The sequence below is a fragment of the Rahnella sp. 2050 genome (assembly GCF_040544515.1).
Taxonomy (GTDB): domain Bacteria; phylum Pseudomonadota; class Gammaproteobacteria; order Enterobacterales; family Enterobacteriaceae; genus Rahnella; species Rahnella aceris.
This window is the reverse complement of record NZ_JBEPKE010000012.1, coordinates 48,235-69,437: the sequence shown is the minus strand read 5'-3', so window position 1 is coordinate 69,437 and position 21,203 is coordinate 48,235. Positions and strand designations below refer to the sequence as shown.

Annotated in this window: 25 protein-coding genes and 2 pseudogenes; 11 read left to right on the top strand and 16 right to left on the bottom strand. The window is 52.5% G+C overall.

The window, feature by feature from the left end:
- Positions 1 to 96 precede the first annotated feature (96 nt).
- Positions 97 to 1,005, top strand: coding sequence for an AraC family transcriptional regulator (locus tag ABIC79_RS24560; protein ID WP_013578381.1), 909 nt, complete (start codon positions 97 to 99; stop codon positions 1,003 to 1,005).
- Between the two features lie 31 nt (positions 1,006 to 1,036).
- Here ABIC79_RS24560 and ABIC79_RS24555 read toward each other — a convergent pair whose 3' ends face one another.
- Genes ABIC79_RS24555 through ABIC79_RS24540 form a run of 4 tightly spaced genes read right to left on the bottom strand, consistent with a single transcriptional unit; the run spans position 1,037 to position 4,831 of the window.
- Entirely contained in the window at positions 1,037 to 1,972 is a 936-nt protein-coding gene (locus ABIC79_RS24555; protein ID WP_013578380.1) for a GlxA family transcriptional regulator, read from the bottom strand.
- A gap of 10 nt (positions 1,973 to 1,982) precedes the next feature.
- Positions 1,983 to 3,182, bottom strand: coding sequence for an MFS transporter (locus ABIC79_RS24550; RefSeq protein WP_013578379.1), 1,200 nt, complete (start codon positions 3,180 to 3,182; stop codon positions 1,983 to 1,985).
- Between the two features lie 42 nt (positions 3,183 to 3,224).
- Complete coding sequence (locus ABIC79_RS24545; RefSeq protein WP_013578378.1) at positions 3,225 to 3,986, bottom strand: SDR family oxidoreductase; 762 nt, start codon at positions 3,984 to 3,986, stop codon at positions 3,225 to 3,227.
- Positions 3,987 to 4,015: 29 nt separating this feature from the next.
- Positions 4,016 to 4,831 carry an SDR family NAD(P)-dependent oxidoreductase gene (locus ABIC79_RS24540; protein ID WP_013578377.1) on the bottom strand — a complete coding sequence of 272 codons (816 nt, stop codon included), beginning with the start codon at positions 4,829 to 4,831 and terminating at the stop codon, positions 4,016 to 4,018.
- Between the two features lie 369 nt (positions 4,832 to 5,200).
- Between ABIC79_RS24540 and ABIC79_RS24535 the strand changes: the two genes are divergently transcribed.
- Positions 5,201 to 5,665, top strand: coding sequence for an NUDIX hydrolase (locus tag ABIC79_RS24535; RefSeq protein ID WP_013578397.1), 465 nt, complete (start codon positions 5,201 to 5,203; stop codon positions 5,663 to 5,665).
- Positions 5,666 to 5,890: 225 nt separating this feature from the next.
- Positions 5,891 to 6,343: a GNAT family N-acetyltransferase gene (locus ABIC79_RS24530; RefSeq protein ID WP_013578396.1), complete on the top strand. Its 453-nt coding sequence runs from the start codon at positions 5,891 to 5,893 to the stop codon at positions 6,341 to 6,343.
- Between the two features lie 187 nt (positions 6,344 to 6,530).
- On the opposite strand, the gene ABIC79_RS24525 is transcribed toward ABIC79_RS24530, so the two are convergent.
- Entirely contained in the window at positions 6,531 to 6,833 is a 303-nt protein-coding gene (locus ABIC79_RS24525) for a putative quinol monooxygenase (protein WP_013578395.1), read from the bottom strand.
- Between the two features lie 62 nt (positions 6,834 to 6,895).
- On the bottom strand, positions 6,896 to 7,912 hold the full coding sequence (locus tag ABIC79_RS24520) for an NADP-dependent oxidoreductase (protein WP_354568791.1): 1,017 nt from the start codon (positions 7,910 to 7,912) through the stop codon (positions 6,896 to 6,898).
- Positions 7,913 to 8,002: 90 nt separating this feature from the next.
- On the opposite strand from ABIC79_RS24520, the gene ABIC79_RS24515 reads away from it, so the two are divergent.
- From ABIC79_RS24515 to ABIC79_RS24505, 3 genes and pseudogenes are all read left to right on the top strand, one after another.
- Entirely contained in the window at positions 8,003 to 8,905 is a 903-nt protein-coding gene (locus tag ABIC79_RS24515; protein ID WP_354568769.1) for a LysR family transcriptional regulator, read from the top strand.
- 199 nt (positions 8,906 to 9,104) lie between these two features.
- Positions 9,105 to 9,635, top strand: a complete 531-nt coding sequence (locus ABIC79_RS24510) for a GNAT family N-acetyltransferase (RefSeq protein ID WP_013578392.1) — start codon at positions 9,105 to 9,107, stop codon at positions 9,633 to 9,635.
- Positions 9,635 to 9,852: pseudogene (locus tag ABIC79_RS24505) on the top strand (DUF7661 family protein). The gene ABIC79_RS24510 and the pseudogene ABIC79_RS24505 overlap by 1 nt, the downstream one beginning before the upstream one ends.
- A 194-nt stretch (positions 9,853 to 10,046) precedes the next feature.
- Here the strand turns inward: ABIC79_RS24505 and ABIC79_RS24500 are convergent.
- Positions 10,047 to 10,562: a GNAT family N-acetyltransferase gene (locus tag ABIC79_RS24500; RefSeq protein WP_112152502.1), complete on the bottom strand. Its 516-nt coding sequence runs from the start codon at positions 10,560 to 10,562 to the stop codon at positions 10,047 to 10,049.
- Between the two features lie 660 nt (positions 10,563 to 11,222).
- Between ABIC79_RS24500 and ABIC79_RS24495 the strand changes: the two genes are divergently transcribed.
- On the top strand, positions 11,223 to 11,660 hold the full coding sequence (locus ABIC79_RS24495) for a VOC family protein (RefSeq protein ID WP_013578411.1): 438 nt from the start codon (positions 11,223 to 11,225) through the stop codon (positions 11,658 to 11,660).
- Positions 11,661 to 12,178: 518 nt separating this feature from the next.
- Here ABIC79_RS24495 and ABIC79_RS24490 read toward each other — a convergent pair.
- The 6 genes and pseudogenes from ABIC79_RS24490 to ABIC79_RS24465 all read right to left on the bottom strand — a co-directional run bounded on the left by ABIC79_RS24490 (position 12,179) and on the right by ABIC79_RS24465 (position 15,791).
- Complete coding sequence (locus ABIC79_RS24490; RefSeq protein ID WP_013578412.1) at positions 12,179 to 12,709, bottom strand: thioredoxin fold domain-containing protein; 531 nt, start codon at positions 12,707 to 12,709, stop codon at positions 12,179 to 12,181.
- A 36-nt stretch (positions 12,710 to 12,745) separates the two neighbouring features.
- Positions 12,746 to 13,288, bottom strand: a pseudogene (locus ABIC79_RS24485) (ATP-binding cassette domain-containing protein); the annotation flags it as partial.
- A complete protein-coding gene (locus tag ABIC79_RS24480) occupies positions 13,263 to 13,700 on the bottom strand; it encodes a fumarylacetoacetate hydrolase family protein (protein WP_242775689.1) in 438 nt (145 codons plus the stop codon). The gene ABIC79_RS24480 and the pseudogene ABIC79_RS24485, both read right to left, overlap by 26 nt.
- 41 nt (positions 13,701 to 13,741) lie before the next feature.
- Positions 13,742 to 13,960: an aldo-keto reductase family protein gene (locus ABIC79_RS24475; protein WP_041689240.1), complete on the bottom strand. Its 219-nt coding sequence runs from the start codon at positions 13,958 to 13,960 to the stop codon at positions 13,742 to 13,744.
- Positions 13,961 to 14,131: 171 nt separating this feature from the next.
- Positions 14,132 to 14,542 carry a GlcG/HbpS family heme-binding protein gene (locus ABIC79_RS24470; protein ID WP_013578413.1) on the bottom strand — a complete coding sequence of 137 codons (411 nt, stop codon included), beginning with the start codon at positions 14,540 to 14,542 and terminating at the stop codon, positions 14,132 to 14,134.
- Positions 14,543 to 14,570: 28 nt separating this feature from the next.
- Positions 14,571 to 15,791 carry an MFS transporter gene (locus ABIC79_RS24465; RefSeq protein ID WP_354568765.1) on the bottom strand — a complete coding sequence of 407 codons (1,221 nt, stop codon included), beginning with the start codon at positions 15,789 to 15,791 and terminating at the stop codon, positions 14,571 to 14,573.
- A 105-nt stretch (positions 15,792 to 15,896) separates the two neighbouring features.
- On the opposite strand from ABIC79_RS24465, the gene ABIC79_RS24460 reads away from it, so the two are divergent.
- The 4 genes from ABIC79_RS24460 to ABIC79_RS24445 all read left to right on the top strand — a co-directional run bounded on the left by ABIC79_RS24460 (position 15,897) and on the right by ABIC79_RS24445 (position 17,360).
- Entirely contained in the window at positions 15,897 to 16,589 is a 693-nt protein-coding gene (locus ABIC79_RS24460) for a TetR/AcrR family transcriptional regulator (protein ID WP_013578415.1), read from the top strand.
- 35 nt (positions 16,590 to 16,624) lie between these two features.
- Complete coding sequence (locus ABIC79_RS24455) at positions 16,625 to 16,831, top strand: tautomerase family protein (RefSeq protein WP_354568762.1); 207 nt, start codon at positions 16,625 to 16,627, stop codon at positions 16,829 to 16,831.
- Positions 16,780 to 16,992 (top strand): tautomerase family protein, encoded by a 213-nt coding sequence (locus tag ABIC79_RS24450; RefSeq protein WP_354568760.1) that lies wholly within the window; start codon positions 16,780 to 16,782, stop codon positions 16,990 to 16,992. The genes ABIC79_RS24455 and ABIC79_RS24450 overlap by 52 nt, the downstream gene beginning before the upstream one ends.
- Before the next feature lie 71 nt (positions 16,993 to 17,063).
- On the top strand, positions 17,064 to 17,360 hold the full coding sequence (locus ABIC79_RS24445; RefSeq protein ID WP_013578417.1) for a putative quinol monooxygenase: 297 nt from the start codon (positions 17,064 to 17,066) through the stop codon (positions 17,358 to 17,360).
- Between the two features lie 54 nt (positions 17,361 to 17,414).
- Here the strand turns inward: ABIC79_RS24445 and ABIC79_RS24440 are convergent, their stop codons facing one another.
- Genes ABIC79_RS24440 through ABIC79_RS24430 form a run of 3 tightly spaced genes read right to left on the bottom strand, consistent with a single transcriptional unit; the run spans position 17,415 to position 20,639 of the window.
- Positions 17,415 to 18,308 (bottom strand): metallophosphoesterase, encoded by an 894-nt coding sequence (locus ABIC79_RS24440; RefSeq protein ID WP_013578418.1) that lies wholly within the window; start codon positions 18,306 to 18,308, stop codon positions 17,415 to 17,417.
- Positions 18,305 to 19,834: an alkaline phosphatase family protein gene (locus ABIC79_RS24435; RefSeq protein ID WP_013578419.1), complete on the bottom strand. Its 1,530-nt coding sequence runs from the start codon at positions 19,832 to 19,834 to the stop codon at positions 18,305 to 18,307. The genes ABIC79_RS24440 and ABIC79_RS24435 overlap by 4 nt, the downstream gene beginning before the upstream one ends.
- Positions 19,824 to 20,639 carry a DeoR/GlpR family DNA-binding transcription regulator gene (locus ABIC79_RS24430; protein ID WP_013578420.1) on the bottom strand — a complete coding sequence of 272 codons (816 nt, stop codon included), beginning with the start codon at positions 20,637 to 20,639 and terminating at the stop codon, positions 19,824 to 19,826. Before ABIC79_RS24430 ends, ABIC79_RS24435 begins: the two co-directional genes overlap by 11 nt.
- Positions 20,640 to 21,203 lie beyond the last annotated feature (564 nt).

The window sequence follows — 21,203 nt, the reverse complement described above, 5'->3', positions numbered from 1 at the left end:
TTCGCCGTATCGGCGATGAGCACATAATAAGGCGCTGGGGGCAGGTATTCTGTCCGTACCGTCTCGATTATTTGTCTTATCGTCTCAGGAGTTAGGGTGGACAATCTCAGTCGCTTGCTTTCCTTACTTGCGCCGACATGCCGCGTTAATCTTCACTGCCGCTTTGCCGGGCGCTGGAATGCTGATCACCCACAGCAGGTTGACGGTATTGTGCCCTGGCATGTCATTCTTCATGGTGAAACCCGGCTGGTGGTTGAAGGGAAGACGTTCGATGTGCGCGCTGGCGATATCGTTCTGTTCCCGCAAGGATCGCCGCATTTATTGCAAAGTCTTGTGGACTGGGGACAGGTTGTTCCTGCTCAGGTCAACGATGATGGCATCGTAACTGAAGTGTGGACGGAAGGGCCGGGGCCTGCGGTCGAGGTATTGTGCGGTGAGTTTCATTTCGATCCGGGCTATCGCTGGATCTTTGCCGATGAAACGACACTGATCCATCTCCGTACCGATGAACGACACGATTGTCCTGAGCTGGAAACGCTGCTGGTAATGCTGGTTCGCGAAAGTCTGGGCAGCTTGCCGGGCAGTGCAAGTATCGTTAAGGGATTGGCGGATACGCTGCTCGCGCTGATCCTGCGTATTTTGCTCTCGCTGCGCGAGCCTCCTGCGGGTGTGTTACGGTTGCTGAGTGATACACGTCTTGCTCCTGCCGTATTGGCCGTCATCGCCGATCCGGCATCACCATGGACGATGGAGTTAATGGCACAACGCTGTTTTCTATCCCGTGCCACCTTCGCCCGTCACTTTTCAAACAGCTATCATCAGACACCGCAGGCCTGGCTTAACCAGCTGCGTATGATGTTGGCGGCAAAAATACTTTCAGAAGAGAGAAACCTGATGATGGAGGGAGTGGCAGAGCAGTGTGGTTTTTTGTCGCTGTCTTCTTTCACTAAAGCGTTCAAAAAAACCTACGGGGTTACGCCTGCCCAGCACCGTAAACGTGAGTAGAGCACTTTTTTCACGGACCACGCCTTATGGCTTAACGCCCTGCACGAAGCGACTGTGGTGGAATGCCATACCCGCGAATAAACACCTCACGCATATGACGTCTGTCGCGAAAACCGGACTCGCGGGCAATGGCATCTAGTGACAGACGGCTTTGCTCAATCATTAAGCGCGCTGCTTCAAGCCGCAGTCCTTCAATCGCTTTTGCCGGGGATTTGCCTGTCTCCTGACGAAACAGGCGGCTGAGCTGGCGAGCGCTGACATGCACCGCATCAGCAAGAATTTCCACCGTCAGCGTTTTGTGCAGATTCTTGCGGGCATACTCCAGCGCAGTTTGCAGACGATCTGAGCGAGGCGCCAGGGCAAGCATTTCCGAATGCTGTGTCTGGCCGCCGGAGCGACGCTGATTCATAACCAGACGATGCGCTATCGTACGGGCAATGTCTGCGCCGAGATCTTTCTCTACCATACCGAGCGCCATATCCAGCCCGGCGGTCATACCTGCTGACGTCCAGATAGTGTCATCAATGATAAAAATACGATCATCTTCAAGTTGAATAGTGGGATGTTGCGAGGCCAGACTTTGTGAGTGCGCCCAGTGCGTGGTGGCACGTTTTTGCTCCAGCAGTCCGGCCTGTGCCAGCACAAATGCACCGGTACAGATCCCGGCAATCCGGCGTGTCTGGCGGGCGGTGGTTTGCAGAAAATGAACCACACCAGGGCTTGCGGGTTCCTTCATGGGTGAAAGGACGCCTGCCACTAGCCAGGTATCAACCTGCGTTTCCGCGCTCAACTTCGCCGAATCCACGCCAATGCCCGAAGAAGAACGTACGGTTCCGCCGTGTTCGGAGTAGACCAGAGGTTGGTAAAATGGGCGATCAGCCACCAGATTGGCAAACTCAAATACCGTCAGCGTAGACAGCGCCAGCATTTGAAAATGATCGGCAATGATTAATCCTATACGGTGCATCGCAACTCCTTTATGACAGGCGGACCGTCTGATACTCCGCGGAGCGGGCCCGTAACCGCTCAGAAGTCCACAGGCTGGCCAATGCCAGCAGCAGAAACAGTACTGAGCTTATCATTACTCCGTAAAAGCCCGACAGTGGATAAAGCCATGATGCCACCGCCGATCCAAAACCAATGCCGCAGAACATAAAAGCGCTGGTTAATGCCAGCGAAATTCCACGCGTTTCCGCTGTCGAGATCTCCACAATACGCCGCTGTTGAGTAGGCCATAACAGGTCAGTGGAAAAGGCCCACACTACCAGCAAGAGATACAGCAATGACAGCCGAGCAGGTAGTACCATGACGAGCAGCATATCCGCTACCAGCAACGTCAGACCGACAACCAGTAAGTGTTCCGCGCTGTAGTGGCGCGCAGATCGAGCAACAAAAAGATTACCTATAATACCCGCTACACCGATAACCGCCAGAGCGATGGAGGTGGCCGAAGTATCACCCTGCCAGCGATCGCGGATCATCGGCGAGATAAAGGCGTACATATCGTACACACCGGAGGTGATAAAAAAGACGACCAGAAAGGCTGCCAGTGATTTCCCCTCCTTGAGCACCATGCCGACCTGGCGTAAGCGGATATCAACACCTTTGACGACGTTTGGTACAAGCAGAAATACGGCACTCGCAGTGAGGACACTCAGCAGCGCGATAAGCGTGAATAACATACGCGCACCCAAGACCGTGGCCAGCCATGTCGCCAGCGGAATACCAACCATACTGGCCATCGACACCCCCAACAGGATCATGGCAATGGCGCTGCCACGCTCTTTAGGGGCGACTAACTCTGCGCCAAGCGCAATCAGCACCGGACCGATCAGGGAGGCGCCCAGCCCCATTACAATCCGCGAAGCCACCAGTACCCTGTAGTCTGGAGCGATCGCAAAAATCAGGGCTCCCAGTCCAAATACCAGCATGCCTGCCAGCACCTGTGTTCTGCGCATGAGCTTGCCGAACACAACCTGTGCCAGCGGCGCGCCCAGCGCAAATGTCAGACCGAAAATAGAGAGCAGACGAGCGCTTTGTCCATCGGTGATCCCCCACTCCTGAGAAATTGAGACCAGGCTGCCAGCCACGGAAAGTGAACCGGTCGCCTGAATAAAATACGCCAGGCTCAGCGCCCATAACGCGCGCCTTTGAGATGTTGGCAGGTGATTTTGCATTATAGACTCCAGGGATGGGGCAGTTACCTGCCCCCGAGTTGGTCAGGCAACCGGAATAGGGTTATCCATCATTGACTGATTAAACGCGTTCACCATCTCGTGTTCATTGGCACCCGGATTCGCACGTGCAGGGAGCACTCTATCAACAATCGCTTCAATGGAATCTGTCGCCAGTTTGTCAAAAGTCTGCTGGATAAAATCGGTTACCGGCATCGCACGGGAATCACCGCTTTTGTAGATCAAATCGGTATCGACCCACGGCGGTGAAATTTCGATAACTGTCACACCTGCATCGCGCAGTAAAAAACGCTGCGACAGGGTGTAAGAGTGAATCGCCGCTTTGGTTGCTGAGTAAAGTGCATTGGTCACCAGGGGTAAAAAGGCCAGAATCGAACTGTTATTGATCAATACCGCATCCGGTTGCTGTTTCAGATGCTCAACAAATGCTGAACTAACCCGAACAGTGCCCAACAGGTTGGTATCCAGTAAGGTGGTGGCCATGTCGTCATCCAGTTCGGCAGAGGCGTTATCGAATGGCATAATGCCAGCGTTATTGATCACCACATTAAGTGCCGGATAGCGAGAGAGAACCTCTTGCGCCGCCGATTTAATACTTGAGGCACTGGTAACATCCAGCATCACGGAGTCCATCCCAGAGTTGGCAGCGGTAACTGTGTCCAGAAGCGACTTACGACGGCCCGAAATGATCACCTGATTACCCAGTTGATGAAATTTTTCTGCCATCGCACGGCCAATACCCGAAGTGCCGCCAGTGATAAAAATAGTGTTGCCTGTCAGTTTCATACGATTATTCCTGTTGGCTAAATATAATGTTAGTGAGTGAGGCCGACGCGATAACGGTCGGCGGGTACATTACTGGACAGTTGCGGAATCATGGCCTGGCGACTGCTTTCCATCGCCTGCCAGTAAGCGTCGTTATGCAATGACGGGATGGTGACAAGTTCCCCGTTAAGAAAACCCGCCAGCGCCGCATCCACCAGGTCATAAGCGCTCATCACTATCGACTTATCGAGTTGTTCGAGGGGTAAGCCGCCGTTATCCCAGAACGGCGTTGCCGTTGCACCCGGTAGCACAGCCTGGATGTGGATGCCCATTTCGGCGAGTTCATGATGCAGTGACTGACTGAATGCCAGCACAAAGGCTTTTGTGCCGCCGTACACGCCGTTAAGCAGTTCCGGCGCGAGGCTGACAATCGATGAGATATTGATGATGGCGCCTGCACCTCTGTCGACAAAACCAGGAACCACGCTGTAAGTCAGACGAGTCAGGGCGACGACATTGAGATTAATCATCGCCTGCATCTGATCGACATCGCTCAACAACAAGGGCGTATGAGTTCCGACACCGGCATTGTTCACCAGCAGTGTGATGCTGGCATCAGCACGCAGTTTCTGCTCCACAACTGCCAGCTGCTGGGCATCACCAAGATCGGCTGCCAACACTTCCACATTGCGGCCGGTGTCAGCAGTAATATGACTTGCCATCTGATTCAGGCGGTTATGGTTGCGGGCGATAATGATCAGGTCGTATCCCATGCGCGCCAGTCGACTGGCGTAAACAGCACCGATACCGGTGGATGCACCTGTGATCACGGCAGTGCCTTTACCTGGTTGTGTTACGAGACTCATTGCAGACTCCTTTGGGTCACCTTTGATGCGATGAGAGAATCATAAGTGAGAAAGAAACGTCTTAAATGACGATTATAGTAGTCATTTAAGACATTACGTATCTCACTTCGAATGACCGTCAGGAGTGAAAGTAACTATCTGGTTGTGATTTTTTTCGAGCCATGCCCCAGTTTCTGGTAGCCAGTAATGTCTGCTTTTGGCACGAAGCGGACCGCCTGAAGCGCCACCAAGTCTACTATGAGCGAGAAACGGACGTTGAATACAATTAAATCAGCAAGATAGTATCGCTGTATCAGGCGACAAATACTGAAATTCATGTTTAGATATAAATTCAAAAATTAGGGTTTACCCATTATTTAAGGGGGCTTTGTGCGCACTCGCCCATCCTCTCGTTTGATAGTTCTTTCGCATGAAAATCACGTCTTGCTCTTTAACTTCTGCCATAAAGATGATGCTTTGAGTGGCAAAGCATACTGGGCAACGCCCGGTGGAGGGCTTGAACATAATGAATCCTTCGAGCAGGCTGCTTTACGCGAATTATTTGAAGAAACGGGTCTTACAAGAACAGCTGCAGGGCCACAGATCGCGTCCAGAACCTTTACCATGATGCTACCAAGTGGGGAGAATGTTCTCGCAGAAGAACGTTTCTTTATTATTAATACAAATAAATCAGATATTGACTGCTCAAGGTGGAGTGGCAACGAAAAGAAAGTCATTCGCGATCACTACTGGTGGACATTAGAAGAGCTCAAACATACCAATGAAATAATCTTTCCACTCGATTTGATCATCAACATACTTGAAAGCAAGTTAGCCGATAACGTATCGAAATGACCTTGATTTACGCTCCTGGCACACATGGGTCTCCGGCCACGGCCTGACTGACTGCCAATTATGTTCATTGACCACTTACAGGCATACGGAACCAGAGATGGCTATACCGTAACCAGTCCGCCTCACTTTCAGCCAGAACTGGGCCATTGCGGTCATTTGCCGTGTAACTTGGAAAGTCGGGTTTTTCTCTCCAGACTATGCAAACTGGAATTATTGGGACGGCTCATGAATATCCAATTCGCAAACATCACCCCGGACAGCACAGGATTTGCTGAGTTAAGATCGCAGAGCATGGATGAAGGACTGAACATGCTACGCCGGCTGGAAGACAATTGGCTAAGCGGAAAAAACCGCTTTGATAGGCCCGGAGAACAACTGCTTGGGGCTTATACTGATGGTTTAATTGTTGGCGTGTGCGGACTTAACATCGATCCTTTTACGCAAGCAGCTGACACCGGACGTCTGCGACATCTCTATGTAGACAAGGGATGGAGAAGAAATCGGGTTGGCAGCGGTTTGCTCAGTGAAATACTTAAGGATGCTGGCCTCTGGTTTGATTTTATCAACACGAATGCACCATCATCGGCATTCACTTTCTATGAACGAGCGGGCTTTGTAGCTTTATCTGGTATGGATAAAGTCACACACCACTTATGCCTGAGAAAGCCAGCACGGTAGTAAATTCACCTTTTGGAAACACCGCCAATTCAGGCTATCAGAGCGGGTGACTGCTGGCTCTCATGCTGAATGGGAGATATTTGACCGGCAGCTATGAAAAGCGGAAGTTCACAGTTGTTCTCAATGTTTAAGAGGCATTACTAACATTGCCGTGTTCAAATTAACGAGGACAGGTCATAGCGTCTAATTATAATTCCATAAGCCCCCTTTCATTGAATACGTCATACTTTAGAATCTCTCCTTTCATGGAATTCTGCCATCGATCAATAAACGCTACAGTTTCGGCAGATTCAAGGTGAGCACTCAGTGCAATCTGGTTTTCCCAACGCTCAGATATCAGCAGTTTCCCTGCAAGACAATCCTGTACGGCGACATCGTACGAAATGTTTCCTTCGCGCGCCCGCACTGAGTTAGCCAGTAACTTCATATCGTCCTTAAATTGCCGCAACACAGAAGGCTCGACGTGAACATAACCTAGAATAATTAGCATATTACCTTCATTTTACTGTGATTCACCTAACCTCAATGAATCACAGTCTGGAGTAGTGAGAATCAAAAATTCGTGAGCACAATCTTGCCCTGAGTACTTCCTGACGCAGCACGCTTATGCGCATCTGCTGCCCTGGCTAAGGGATAGGTGCTATCAATAACCACCCTGATAATTCCTTTTTCCAGAAGATTACCAGCTTCAACGAGTTGCGCACCACTTGATCGTACTTGCGTTGATGACACGGTAATATTCTTTTTATTGGCCTCATTCTGGCCGCAAAATCCCATAGGATTAACAAGAAATAATGCGCCGCCCTTTTTTATACAGCTCAGGAAGCGCTCCATGTTTGAACCCCCCACAGCATCCAGCACGAGATCGACATTGTTTACTACACTCTCGGCTGCTGTAAGGGTGTAATCGATGAATTCATCCGCACCCAGGCTGCGTAAAAGTTTCTCATGTCGGGACGAGGCTACGGCAATGACACGCGCCCCTTTCCACTTCGCTATCTGTACGGCAAGATGCCCCACGCCTCCACCGGCACCATTTATCAACACTGTCCGGCCGTCCAATGGAACGGCGGTATGCTGAAATGACTGGAATGGATTTGGCGCGTCGTGACCCCGTTCAACAAGGAATTGCCAGGCTGTAAGAAGCGACATTGGTGCACCCGCTGCCTCAACATGGGTGATCCGCTGAGGTTTTAACGCCAGTTCCGATGAGGGAATACTCACATAGTCTGCATAGGCACCGCTGCCATTCATTATCCCTTCCGGAAAACGTACCATTGAATAGACCTCATCTCCTGGGCTGAACCCGGAGACGTTATCACCGACCGCTGCAACAACTCCGGATACATCAGTTCCCGGGATGAGCGGGAATGTTGGGTTTGGCCACCATTCTGGCGGAAGCGCCCGATAACCTTCCCTCAGATACCCGTCAGGCGGATTAAGGCTGGCTGCATGCACTTGAACAAGTACTTCGTCGCTTCCCACAAAGGGTCGTGCCGCGTCTTCATACAACAGATTCTCTGGTCCGCCAAAGGCATGCAGTTGTACGGCTTTCATTACGTCAGTCATCATAATCTCACTCATAAAGGACTCAGGTGACAAATGATATAACTACTCTCTGAGATTGATAATCAGGCTGGATTTCGCTTTAATTGTGCCATGAAGGAACAAATAGGTTTTGAAAGACTCACGGGTCTTATTGCATTCGCTCGCGCAGGCGTGCTCGGTAGCTATACTGCCGCTGCCCGTTCGCTGACGGTCTCACCTTCGGCAATCAGTAAGAGCATTCAGCGGCTGGAAAATCATCTGGGCGTCACTTTATTTGCACGGACCACACGTTCATTGGTTTTGACTGCGGAAGGCCGCGAGCTTCACGAGCGCGTTTTACAATTGCTGCAGGTTGCTGAGGACATTGAGCAGTTAGCAAAACGAAAGCGCGCGGAGCCAGCAGGGACATTACGAATTTCGGCATCGTATCCGATCGGTCTGCATATGATTGCCCCTGTCATTCCACAGTTCTGCACGATATACCCCAATGTGAAAATTGATCTACGGTTGAGCGATCGCGTGTTAAGTCTCGTTGATGAGAATATTGATATTGCTGTCCGTCTGGGCGACCTTGCGGATTCAAATCTCCTTTCGCGTCGCCTCTCATCCTATAGGATGGGTTGTTATGCTTCTCCGGAATATCTGGCACAATGCGCCCCCCCAAAACACCCGAATGACCTTATGGGGCATAAAACGGTCAATCTTCGTTACCAGAACACCGGGCAGCTTTTTCGCTGGCCATTCCAGGTTGGGGGGCGAGAGATTGAAATTTTGCCATCATCAAATGTCGTTGTTGATGCAAGTGAGGTCGTGCTGGCGTCAATTGTTGCCGGTGCGGGGATAGGAATGGCGACGAGCTTTATGGCTGATTCGTGGGTAAAGAATGAAAAACTCGTTCCCCTGCTGACGGATTTTACCGTAGAGCGGCATAATATTTCTGCACTATGGCATGAAAGTCGGCGCTCGAATCCTGCTGTTCGGGCATTCCTGGATCATCTGATTGGACATTTTTAAATTCTTTTAACCAGCTTGCGTATATTCAGGTCACCAGAATGATGAATCTGTCCGCTGTGAGCGAACAGCAGATGTTTACTGAGGACTACTAAATATTTTCATCATTTTAAACATAACATCCCTGTTGTGAATCTGAAGGATTTTGGTTATAAAAACAGCAAGATAACTCATTGAATGAATCAAAAACTCAGGAGACATTTTGCCGATAACTACCTCTCGACTGCATCTTCGCCCTGTAATCAACTCAGACGGAGATGACCTTTTCAGAATTTATGGCGACCCTGCCACAAATACGTTTAATCCTGTAGGACCGTATCCTGATATTGATTATGCTCGTGATGTCTTGGCTCGATGGCTTAAACACTGGGAAGATTACGGTTTCGGAAACTGGGCTATCTCGTTAAAAGATAATCCTGAAAGGATTATCGGTTTTGGCGGGCTAAACATCCGCAGTTATGCCGATATTTCTATCAATAACTTGGGATATCGTTTCTCCACTGAGTCATGGGGAAAAGGCCTGGCGACAGAGTTTGCTAACTATGCGGTCAGCTATGGGTTTAATGAACTCAAACTGCCTGATATATCTGCCACAGTAAGAGCAAATCACCTGGCGTCACAGAAAGTCCTAACGAATGCCGGACTAAGGTATGTACGTGACATTCATGATGTGGAAAATGCTCCAGCCAGCATGCTGTTTACACTGACCTATGCCGAATGGCACAAACAATAATGTTGATTTACAACGTATTGGGACGACACATTGGGATCAAGCGCGAAGATGATCGCTGCTGATATTTCGCGCAGACCTGACAGAGCGAAAACTTTCCCGACTTTACAATATTACTATTCCGGACAGTATGGCAGAAGATGAGATCATTGGCTGTCTGGGCGATATTTTCCATGAAGCAGCAACAGAGCGTCATCCTGATGTGATACGTGTTGAATAGCAATCTGTCAGGCTCACCCTCCCTAATACAACCGTTTTACCATAAGTCCTTCAACTTCCGCTCATGTAACAAAGCTGCCCGAAGGTGCGGACAGACTGCTATGAGCGAGGAGCGGAAGTTCAGAATAGTCATCGCCATTGATAATGCTCTACTCACCTTCCCGTGTGTTAACCGACAGAGAGCGAGGCCGGCGCTCAAGCCTTCCCCTTAGAAGATATCGGCATGCCCATTTCAAGCGCACGCACCTCAAAACCAAACTCCTCATACAAGCGGATTGCTGCCTTGTTGAAATGCCAAACAGCCAGTCGGAGTTCCTGCGCGTTACGTGCCAGAGCCCATTCACGCACTCTGTTCATCAATACTTTACCCACTCCTTGCCCTCTGTATATTTCAAGAACACATATTGAGCAAATCCTACAACCAGGGACTGGCTTCAGAAGTGGACTTGTTGGTATTGATATGTTCGCTGCAATAAACCCGATGGGAAGAGAGTTATGCCGGGCTATAAACGCAACATGATCATCAGTTTCAATAAATTCCATCCAATGGGGTTCATCTGCTCCCTCATTCAAAGTCACATCAGCATAAATATCTGGGCGCGCTTTATGATGGATGATATTGAGCTCGCGAGCCAAATCACTAATGATCGCAAGATCAGAACGTATTGCTTCTCGGATACTGAGTTCCATATCCAAATTTTTTATCTCCAATGAGGATCCTCGACCGAGCCTGTCAGCCAGTCGGATTAATTATAAAATCAGTTACGACGAGGATGCATTACAGAAAATTTGCACTTTTCGTTGAGTCCTGTGGACCTGGATTGCATTGTTCTTTTGTTCCTGGGAGATAAAAAGTGCCATTCTTAGCAGGATCCGTTCCTCCTGGGCATCCTGCCCTACCTGGTGAATTATCTGAACTGCCGCCGTCAGAACCCCTCCCTCCGTCTGCACCTGGTTTACCAGGTTGTGACATAGACCCACCGTTTCCACCATCCGCCCCCTTACCTCCCGCACCACCATCTGCAGCACCCACAGAAAAAGCGACAAGCACGAAAATACACACAAAAAAGTGTTTATCCATATATGCATCTCCATTATTGAATAGACTCATGCTGGCCACATGAATTTTCTAAAATATCCGTTGAATCTGCTCTCATCAATTAAAATATCGTGATGTATATAATGTCCGCTGTTGGCACACAGCAGACAAGCACGTGGCGCTGAAGGTCCGCCGTGAGCGAGATATAGTCATTCGCAATTTATCGATAAAAGATGCAGGCTTGTAAAACGGTCGCGCATTTATCGTGTAGAAATAAAGCAGGCTTTCTATATAGTTGGATGATGAACTTTCAAAACTCAGCAGGTAATTGCATGATCTTAAGTGTTAATCACGTTGGTTTTTCAGTTAAAAACATTGAAGACTCATTATTTTTTTGGACTCAGATTCTTGGAGGTAAATTATTACGTGAAGGAAAAATGTCTGGACCTATAATCGATGAGGTAACAGGTGCAAGGGGAGCTGATGTACGAATGGCTTTGCTTGAACTGGCTGATATTCAAATTGAATTACTACAATACAATAACATTGAGCAGCCAGAAGAACCTTCAGCGCCCTATATCCCAGGCTACGCTCACATTGCTTTTATAGTTGAGGAGCTTGATACGCTCTTGGGCAAAGTATCGGACTACGGCTGGAAGACGCCGGGTAAACCTCAGACAGTGTTGTCAGGCCCCATGCAGGGAACCAGAGTAATATATTTACAAAGCCCTGATGGTCAGACGCTTGAATTGATGGAACGCAGTCAATGAGGCCCACATATTATGACCTGTTATCCTCTAATTAAAACAGTGATATTACCAGACCACAAACCGCGGCAGCGGAAGCCAGGCCAATCACTATGGACAGACCGGCTCCGGTTTTAGCAACCGCGGCGGCTGCACAGGTGGCAGCATGGGAAATCATCGCTAACTGAAATATGTATTTTTTACTGACGGCACAGATATAAAAACCGCCCTCAGCGACTCTGTTTACGCCGGTAAACTGTCAACAACCGCCGGATTAAAAAAAATCAATTTTGAAACTGAGGCGACTGAAGAACGCCTGGCGAAGGCGGAGCTGAAAACTTATCTCGAAAAAAATACGGACACGCTGAAAGAGTTTACGGGAAATATTGGCTTCAGTGCGGTCATTGAATCATTACTCCGGTAGCAGCATTAACAGGCGCTCCGGTCTTCTCTGTTTCGATAAATCCATCCAGAAAGACCGGAAGCGCCCACAGCTGCCTGACGCCTCTTAATGCTCTTGCGGCGGGGAAAAATTCCTCAGCCTACTGCTCCAGCGCTTTAAGAATTTCTGAAGGGCTGGCGTTCCCCAAAAAAACCACTGGCTTATCCTGTACCACCACCATCACAGGTGAGACCTGAATGCCAACACGTTCCGCCAGGGCAGACTGTGCCATAACCCTCCTTACACATTCAGGCGTCGCATCATTATCAGGCAAAAAGCCGGTCATGGCTTTCCGCAGGCTCTCACGCGGTGAAACGGAACACCACACTCTGGCCATATCGCCGATAACCTGCTGTTTTATTGCCGGCGGAGCAACGGTCAGGAAGGACATGGTGAGCCCTGCATCCGTGTACTGCTGTACCCTTTTGACCACATCGGTACAATAACTGCACTGATTGTCAATAAAGATCACAAGGTGATATTTTTCCGGCGTCGCTGGCCATGTAATCGGTGAAAGCTCGCTGAGCTTTGCCGTAATTTCCTGCACGGACTGTTCGGGCGACAGCTCATCAGAGGCTGCAGCGAAAGGAAAGCACAGGATAATTAAAAACAACATCAGGTAACTTTTCATATTTTATTCCGCGCATTTGAACCAGGTATTCAGCATCTAAATAACCGGACCATTGATAGTGATAATTCTGTCAGCCGAAGCGATAGTTGAGGAGCGATGAGCAATAATAATTCGCGTAATATTCGGCCCGGCGATAGCCTCATTGATGACGTTTTCATTTTTTTCATCAAGATGGCTGGTCGCCTCGTCCATGAAAATAATACCGGGACGACGATAAAGAGCGCGGGCAATAAAGATTCGCTGACGCTGTCCTCCTGATAAACCTTCACCCAACTCCCCGACGAAAGTGTCATAGCCCATAGGCAGACACATAATATCGTCATGGCTGTTGCAAAGGCGCGTACATTTCATCATGTATTCTTCATCAACAGCATTGCTGAAGCCGGTAATGTTTTCCCTGAGCGAACAGGCAAAGAGTCTGTCATCCTTAAGGATGCATGAAATCCCTTTTCTGTAATTGTTCAGGCCTAGTGCAAGGATGTCATAACCTCCGGCTTTGATGATCCCGCAGTCGGGCCTGATAAGTCCAGCCATGACCCTCATCAGTGTGGTTTTACCACAGCCGGACGGCTCCGTTAACGGCTACCGGCCCCAGCGGGCCGAAGTTGTCGAACGACTTGCCGAGATGCCACTGCTTGTGGCGCTTCTGCCAGTCGCGTGCGGTCACGTCGTTGAGGATGGTGTAACCCCAGACGTGGTTCAGCGCGTCGGCCCTGGCGATGGCGCGTCCGCCCTTGCCGATGATGACCGCCAGCTCCGCCTCGTAGTCCAATGCATCGCTCACGCCCGCCGCATCCCAGATGCGGTCGCCGTACGCGATCACCGTCTCCGGCATCTTGGAGAACACGATCGGGCTGGTCGGAATCGCATCGGCCGCCGTCTGGTCGGCATCGAAGCCGCTCTTGGTGAACTCCTGCGCGTGGTTGGTGTAGTTCTTGCCGACGCAGAACAGGTTACGGGCCGGCTTCGGGATCGGTGCGAGCAGCCGCACCGAGGCCAAATCCAGCGCAGGGGCATCGCTCTTGAGCGACGCTAAAGGCACGTCACTGCCGGTTCGCCCGCCACGCGCTCGGCGCGTCCGTACATGGGCGAACTGTCCACCACGCGGCCGCCGGAGGCGAACAGTGCATCCAGCACCCCGGCAAGCCGGGCGGCATTCCCGCCCGACAGCGTAATGTCGAAGCCCCGGTAGGTGCCCAGGCCGATAACCGGCAGAGCTTCCTGCGAGGATGGGATGAGACGAGTCTGCATCGCCGCTTGCCTCAGCCCTGTTGTCGCAGCAGCGCCTGCGCGACGCCTTCGGAGCTTGCGGGGTTCTGGCCGGTCACGAGGCGGTCGTGCGAGGTCAGAACGAACAGAATCTTCATGGGGTCATCCTTTCTTGGGTTGCGGTGCCATAAGGGATGGCTGCTGTACGGAGAATCAAGCTGCCGCAGCCCAGGCGTCGATGCCCGCCTTGGCGATGGCCTCGTCCTGGTCGGGCGTGCCGCCGGACACGCCCACGGCGCCGACGAGTTGATCGCCCGAGAACACCGGCAAGCCGCCCTGAATCGGCAGGCGGCCATCGTCGAAACTCGCCAGCGTCAGGCGGGCCAACGTCGCTGTCTCGATGATACCGCTGGGCTTTTTCATCATCGCCGAGGTCAGCGCCTTGCCACGCGCCACGTCCGGCGTCTGGAACGAGGCCCCGTCCATGCGGGCGAGCAGCACGAGATGCCCGGCCGGGTCGAGCACGGCAATGCTAGCGGCCAGGCCCAGGCTGGCGGCGGCTTCGATGCTGGCATTCACGATGCGCTGGGCATCGGCGTAGTCGAGATGGGAATGGGTTTTCATGGAATGGCTCCTTTTCAGTTGCTATGGATCAGGCTTGCGTGCCCGAGGAATGAGAGGAGGATGGCCGGTTCAGGATAAGCACTACGCCAGCCATGGCTGCGAGCGCCAGAGCCAGAACACAGACGGCAGTCCAGCCGCCCAGACTCCAGGCCAGCGTGCCCGCGAACGAACCAGCCGCGCCGCCACCGAAGGTGGCGACCATGTAGAGCGTGTTGACGCGGGCGCGGATGTCGTTGCCGAGCGCGAAGATGCGGGTCTGGTTGGCGATCTGGCCGCTTTGCAGGCCGAAGTCGAGCAGGTTGACCGCCACCACCAGCGCCAGCAGCGAGATGCCGCCGACCCAGCCCCCCAGCGCGAAGGCCACGGCGACGGCCGCCAGCGACAGCAGGTTGACCTTGAACGAGCCGATGCGGTCAGACAGCCGTCCGGCCATCGGCGCCAGGATGGCCCCCGGCGCGCCGTACAACCCGAACAGACCGGCGGCAGCAGGGCCGAGGCCGAAGGCCGGACTGGCCAGCTCGAAGGCCAAGGTTGCCCAGAAAGCCGAGAAGGCGCCGAAGACCAGGAAGCCCAGCGTCATCGACAGGCGCAGCGGACGGTACCGCAGCAGCGGCGGCAGCGAGCGCAGCAGGTTAAGGTAGCCGGTATGCGTTGCCCCACGCTCGCGGTCAGGGATCAGACGCGGCACGATCAATAGCAACAGCCCGGTCAGGATCGCCGCCAGCAGGTAGGGCGAACGCCAGGTGTCGGTCGCCTGCGCCACCGCGCCGGAAACAGTACGCGACAGCAGGATGCCGAGAATCAGCCCGGTTTGCAGCGTGCCAATGATGCGCCCGCGATGTTCGGGTGCGGCCAGCCCCGAAATGATCGGGATCAGGATTTGCGGGATGACCGTCGTGGCCGTCAGTGCCACACTGGCCGCGATCAGCAGCGGCGTCGTCGGCGACAGGGCGGCCGCCAGCAGGAACAGCGCAGTCAGCGCCAGCAGCGTGCGCGCCAGCTTGCGTGAAGCAATCACATCAGCCAGCGGTAGCACCAGCAGGATGCCCAGCGCGTAGCCGACCTGCGCGCCGACAGCGACCAGACCGGCGGTCTGCGCGGGCACGCCCAGGCTCACCGCGATCTGGTCGAGCAGCGGCTGGCACAGATAGACATTGCCGACGGTGATGCCGCAGGCCGCCGCCAGCAGCGCCAGCGTGCCGCGCCCCGGCTGGGACGCGGCCGTTGAGGGGGTATTCTTTGTGTTCATGGGACTCACTCGGTTGAAGGGAGTGCTTTGCTTGCTCTCACATGCACTGCACGGTATAGTGCAATTCTGTATTGCACAATGCAGTGCAGTCAAGAGGAGATTCATATGCCCACACAAAAGCGCAACACGGCCTCGTCGCAGCCCGTGGTTTCGATCTTTGAGGCTGTAGCGGCGCCTGCGGCCGCGCTCTCCAAGCGCGACGCCATCCTTGCAGCGGCCACACGGGTCTTTCTGCGGCAGGGCTACGAGAGCACGAGCATGGATCTGGTGTCACAGGAGGCTGGTGCCGCGCGGCGCACGCTCTACAACCAGTTCCCGGACGGCAAGGAAGCCCTGTTCCGCGCCGTGATCGAGCGCGTCTGGAGCGCCTTCCCGGTGCTGGACATTGTGGCCGAGGCCGAGACGCAGGCCGACCCGGAAGTCGGCCTGCGCCGCATCGCAGTCGCAGTTGCCGCGTTCTGGGAGCCGCCGCTGGCGATCGATTTCCTACGCATGGTCATCGCCGAGGGCGCGCGCTTCCCGGATCTCATCGAGAGCTTCTTCGAGCACGGCAAGACGCCGGCGATGGGGGCCGTGCGCGCCTATATCGAGAAACAAGCCGAAATCGGGGCGTTGAACGTCACGAACGGCGAACGCGCCGCCCGCCAGTTCCTGGGTCTGATCGACGAGCCGCTGTTATGGATTCGGGTATTGGGACGTGACGAGAAATTCAGCCGTACCGAACGCCAGGCGGTGATCGATGAGGCCGTGGACATCTTCCTCGGCCATTACAGAACCAAGGGTGCCAGGACATCCTGACTACAACCCACCTTTGCTATGACAGGAAATCAAAGATGCCACTTATCAAGTTTGACGTGATCGAAGGTCGCAGTGAGGAACAGATCCGCCCGCTGCTGGACGCTGCCCATGAGGCAATGGTTCAGGCGTTCCAGGTGCCGCCCAGTGACCGCTATCAGGTCGTGACTCAACACCGTCCCGGCGATTGGTATTGCAAGACACCGGGCTGGGCTATCCGCGCTCGGCCCATGTCGTGCTGCTGACGGTCGTATCCCGCCCGCGTCGGCAAGAACAGAAAACCGAGTTCTACCGACTGCTGGCGGAGAAATTGCAGGCTGCGTGTGGTCTGTCGCCGGATGACCTGATCGTTTCGCTGGTGGAGAACACCGACGCCGACTGGTCTTTCGGGCGCGGGCGCGCGTAATTCCTGACTGGCGAGTTGTGACTGACGCTGCAACCGTCAGCACGCCCCATCATCGATAGGAGAATCAATTCATGAGCACGATCACCATCATCGCCTTCCCGACCGCTCCTGCCAGCAAGGAGCACGAGCTTGCCGCGCAGTTCGACAAACTGGTGCCGGCAACCCGCGCCGAACCTGGCTGTCTCGGTTTCACCGTTCATCAGCACCCGCAGATCGCCAACCGCTTCGCCGTGTACGAAAAATTCCGCGACCAGGCGGCGTTCGACGCCCATCTGCAATACGCGCATACCAAGGCATTCGTCGAATGGATTCAGGCCAGCGGCTCGGTGCTTCATTTTGAACGCTGGGACGAAAAACCCCAGCCATAAGTCGCACAGGTCGAGATCTTGAAAGAGAGCGCAGTTTATCGGCTGCGCTTTTTGTTATTTGATGGACGGCAGGCGGCTATGATGACTGTCAGGCAAAGAGATCTTCACGTTAGCTGGCATTGAGCTATCACCTTTAACGCTGAGGAGGTGACGAGTTCTATCCTCCAGAATTACGCAATTGAGAACTCCGCGGGTGTAAATTTCCGTATCAACGTTAATTCTGTTCGGCAGGCTTTCTACGTTCTTGGCCGGGGTATGTCCATGGACCACTACTTTCCCGAAATCTTTTCTTGACTCCAAGAATTTGTACCGGATCCACGTCAGGTCATGATCAGTCTGCTGATCGAGCGGGATATCTGGATCAACGCCCGCGTGGGCAAAAAAGTAGTCACCAAATTCAAAGTGACTCAGTAATGAACGAAAGAACGCCATATGTTCCACTGGCACTAGGTTCAAGAATTGATGACGGACATCTTCGGCAACCAAGGGGTCCTCGATGCCTGCTTCAATTTGCGACAAGGGCACCCCATATGAACAGAGAGTCTGCACACCTCCTTTTCGGCCCCAGACAGGAAGAACGGTACTGTCTTGCGAGAAATCGATGAGCCATTGCTCATGGTTACCTCTCAATAAAACACAGTCCAAGATTCTGCTTTTCTGCAGTTCACAAAGTCTTTCGACCACGAGTTTGGAGTTCGGGCCACGATCGATATAGTCACCAAGAAATACAATGATGGGGTTTTCGCTCGGCACCTCCGCCATATCTTCCCAGATTCTCCTCACCATGGAGTTGAGCTGAAAATCATAGCCGTGGATATCAGCGACCGCGTAGATCCGGCGAGAGGTCATCGGTGCTTGCGCTCTGATACGGAAGTGCTCCCAATCCCCACTTCTGAAATCCACTTCCAACGGTATTCTAACGTTCTCCGCGCGGACTGTGTTGGTCATTGTACCGCTCCGACACCGCCACTTGTCGTGATGTCGTGCGACATAGTCCCCTCAACGCCTCCTTCGTTCAGGTACATGCGGTCACCCAACTTGGAGACGCTTAGCACGGTTGGTTTGATGCCTCCCGACGATCGTATCCTCTTACTGGTGACCTCGCTCAAAATTGACCTGTCGTCAGTAAGCTCTCTTAGGATCCTCCCGCTCATCGATGCTGGGCATGGTATACCTAATATGCTCAGGACTGTCGGAGCGATATCTGTGATCGAGCTTGGCGCATCCGTAATGAGCCCCTTCGCCTGCCCCGCTCCATAGGTGGCTAGAACGGACGAAAGCTCGGCAGCGTGAAGACCGCCATGTGTTCCACCACCCAACCGCAAGTCGTAGTCACCCGCATCATAATAGGCACTACCACGGATGCCAGCTGCGCTGACGCCGAGACCAGCTGCAAGATTGACGCATAAATCTGGTGCGCGGGGTCCGCCAGCACCAATGAGTTCGAGCGCCAGCGTATTGGCCAGGATACCGTCAGGGCCCCCCGGCTCAATGGCACGAGTAAATGCACCACCGAACCATTCTTGTTCAGTCAGAAAGCTCAAAACATCCCCGAGAAGTACGGGATCGAACCTTCGCATCCAAATTCCCGCTGCACGGCCGGGTCTCAAAAGAAGATCAGTAGCATTATCCTCGAAAGACGAGTCTGCGGCAAAGCCGGCCTTTCGCAGTTCTTCTGCAACTGACACTAAACCACTAATAGTAATGTGCCCGTGGTCAGACACGACGAAGATGCTGATTTCGTCCCGGTCGGGTTGAAGGCTGTGCCAAGAGAGAAACTCTCCTACCACATCGTCACAAAGGCGCATCCTGTCATAATGTTCGGGTGAGCCTAATCCGTACAAATGCGTCGCGCTGTCGACCTCTGTGAACCACAGGATAGATACGTCTGGACGATGGTGTGGCCATACTTCCTTCTGAAACAACTTGAGAGCTGTTTTCGGGCCGTCCACGGAGAGGCCTCCGGCTGGAATTTTTAGATTGCGATGCGCTCTCGCTGCGAAGTCATGAGGGAAGGAAGTCTGGGGGTGTTTTACATTGAACCCAATTTGTCCGTACTTGTCACCTTGCCAATTCAACGCCGACAGAGCTCCAGGGCCACTGGATGTTATGACTGCGAGTTTTTTCTCTGCGTCACGCAAGACTTTCGCAAGCGATGTAGCGGTGACCAACTGCCCTTTGAGCCGATTATCTGCAGCATACCAGTCGTGGGTAGTTTCAGTGAAAATCTGATTGGGGTCGGTGTCTCTGATGTAGAACTGATTACCGAAAATCCCGTTGGTTTCAGCGTGTGCTCCGGTGACGAGAGCAGTCAACGCGCCCCGTGTCTCGCTAGGGAAGACGGTCTTATGGTTCTTGCTCCAAGTGCCCTTTCGTCCCAATTCAGTCAGATTGGGCATCGTCCATTCGTTGACCATGTCCGGTCTTAAGCCATCGATGCCAAGAATAATGACTTTTTTCGCTTTACAGATCATGTTGTTTAGTCCCAATAGTACTTGGATAAATAACTTTGACGCCCGATTCATTGAAAACGGTGACGAAGTCTTTTGGCGGAGCGTAGTCTGTGACAATGATGCCTATTTCTGATAGGGGAACGGAAACGTAAGGGCCTGAAGCGCCGAACTTGCTGTGGTCAGCAACAAAGATACGCCTGCTACTCCTCTGACAAAGTAGGCGCTTGAGATGCTGGTAGTACTTCTCGGCCTCGACCAGCCCATGCACAGGGTTGATTCCGTAAGTACCCATAATGACGGTGTCGAACACGCACTCGGAAATGGCCTCAAGAACCTGCTGGCCGCCCAAAGCGCCATCAGCGTGGTTGTATTCGCCGCCGGTTAACACTACGCGATGCTTTGTCCCACCGTGGAGAGCCTCAGCAATTGCCGGCATATTAGTCATCACGGAAATTGGAGGACCGTCGTTAAGCGCTCTCGCAACTGAGAGCGTCGTGCTTCCATGCGTCAGGAATATCCATTCATCTTTCTCTATCAACCTCGCCGCCAATGCTCCTATCGACGCTTTCTCGAGACTGAGGTTATTCACCCGGATGTTGATAGAAGCTGAACGCCCAGCCGGCATGGCGCCACCGTGCACACGGTAGACGAGCCCTTCCTTTTCCAATGCTGCGATATCGCGACGTATGGTCTCCATCGACACTGAGTACTGCTCCGCTAGCCCGGCAATGCTGATACTTGATCCAGCATCAACCATTTCGGTTATTGCCTGCAGCCGGCTAGCAGCAGGTAATCTGCCCATTCGTTGGCTTCGAACTTCAGTCATCACGCGAGGTACTCCTTAGCCACAATGTTATGTTTGTTGAGATATAATGATATTTTGTGCACGCCATTGTGTCAATGACGCCCACCCGCGCTCCAAGAGATTCGACTAAAAATGACAGATTAAAGATATACTTATGATCAAGATAACACCCAAATATGAACTATTGATAGGGATGCAGGAGGGAGTCATTCAGATTTAATAGCGAAATCTATTCTGGGAAAAGACCTAAATACCCACATTTCCCAAGCCACACGCCCTCATACACCTCGTATTTCACAATACCCCGTAGCATTTTAACTAGTTTTCCCCGGCCGGAACGTCTTCATAACCTTCAGGGCTATTTTTTATTTTTACATAATATGTTGATATTATTGCTATTTTACTCGAAAGACATATGACGAAAATCAAGAGGCACAACGAGAAATACTTCTTGACGAACTTAAAGCCATAAAATATCACTTATTCTCTAATAATGTCACACCAGTGTAACGCAAGATCAATAATCTGGCTGTCGATAAGGCGGCTTCATATGGATGCCTCCAAGGCCTGTTCGTTGGATGAAAA

Coding starts and splice junctions, on each gene's coding strand:
- ABIC79_RS24555 (WP_013578380.1), bottom strand. CDS start 1,972: ATGCACCGTATAGGATTAATCATTGCCGATCATTTTCAAATGCTGGCG.
- ABIC79_RS24550 (WP_013578379.1), bottom strand. CDS start 3,182: ATGCAAAATCACCTGCCAACATCTCAAAGGCGCGCGTTATGGGCGCTG.
- ABIC79_RS24545 (WP_013578378.1), bottom strand. CDS start 3,986: ATGAAACTGACAGGCAACACTATTTTTATCACTGGCGGCACTTCGGGT.
- ABIC79_RS24540 (WP_013578377.1), bottom strand. CDS start 4,831: ATGAGTCTCGTAACACAACCAGGTAAAGGCACTGCCGTGATCACAGGT.
- ABIC79_RS24530 (WP_013578396.1), top strand. CDS start 5,891: ATGAATATCCAATTCGCAAACATCACCCCGGACAGCACAGGATTTGCT.
- ABIC79_RS24525 (WP_013578395.1), bottom strand. CDS start 6,833: ATGCTAATTATTCTAGGTTATGTTCACGTCGAGCCTTCTGTGTTGCGG.
- ABIC79_RS24520 (WP_354568791.1), bottom strand. CDS start 7,912: ATGACTGACGTAATGAAAGCCGTACAACTGCATGCCTTTGGCGGACCA.
- ABIC79_RS24515 (WP_354568769.1), top strand. CDS start 8,003: ATGAAGGAACAAATAGGTTTTGAAAGACTCACGGGTCTTATTGCATTC.
- ABIC79_RS24495 (WP_013578411.1), top strand. CDS start 11,223: ATGATCTTAAGTGTTAATCACGTTGGTTTTTCAGTTAAAAACATTGAA.
- ABIC79_RS24490 (WP_013578412.1), bottom strand. CDS start 12,709: ATGAAAAGTTACCTGATGTTGTTTTTAATTATCCTGTGCTTTCCTTTC.
- ABIC79_RS24475 (WP_041689240.1), bottom strand. CDS start 13,960: ATGCAGACTCGTCTCATCCCATCCTCGCAGGAAGCTCTGCCGGTTATC.
- ABIC79_RS24470 (WP_013578413.1), bottom strand. CDS start 14,542: ATGAAAACCCATTCCCATCTCGACTACGCCGATGCCCAGCGCATCGTG.
- ABIC79_RS24465 (WP_354568765.1), bottom strand. CDS start 15,791: ATGAACACAAAGAATACCCCCTCAACGGCCGCGTCCCAGCCGGGGCGC.
- ABIC79_RS24460 (WP_013578415.1), top strand. CDS start 15,897: ATGCCCACACAAAAGCGCAACACGGCCTCGTCGCAGCCCGTGGTTTCG.
- ABIC79_RS24455 (WP_354568762.1), top strand. CDS start 16,625: ATGCCACTTATCAAGTTTGACGTGATCGAAGGTCGCAGTGAGGAACAG.
- ABIC79_RS24445 (WP_013578417.1), top strand. CDS start 17,064: ATGAGCACGATCACCATCATCGCCTTCCCGACCGCTCCTGCCAGCAAG.
- ABIC79_RS24440 (WP_013578418.1), bottom strand. CDS start 18,308: ATGACCAACACAGTCCGCGCGGAGAACGTTAGAATACCGTTGGAAGTG.
- ABIC79_RS24435 (WP_013578419.1), bottom strand. CDS start 19,834: ATGATCTGTAAAGCGAAAAAAGTCATTATTCTTGGCATCGATGGCTTA.
- ABIC79_RS24430 (WP_013578420.1), bottom strand. CDS start 20,639: ATGACTGAAGTTCGAAGCCAACGAATGGGCAGATTACCTGCTGCTAGC.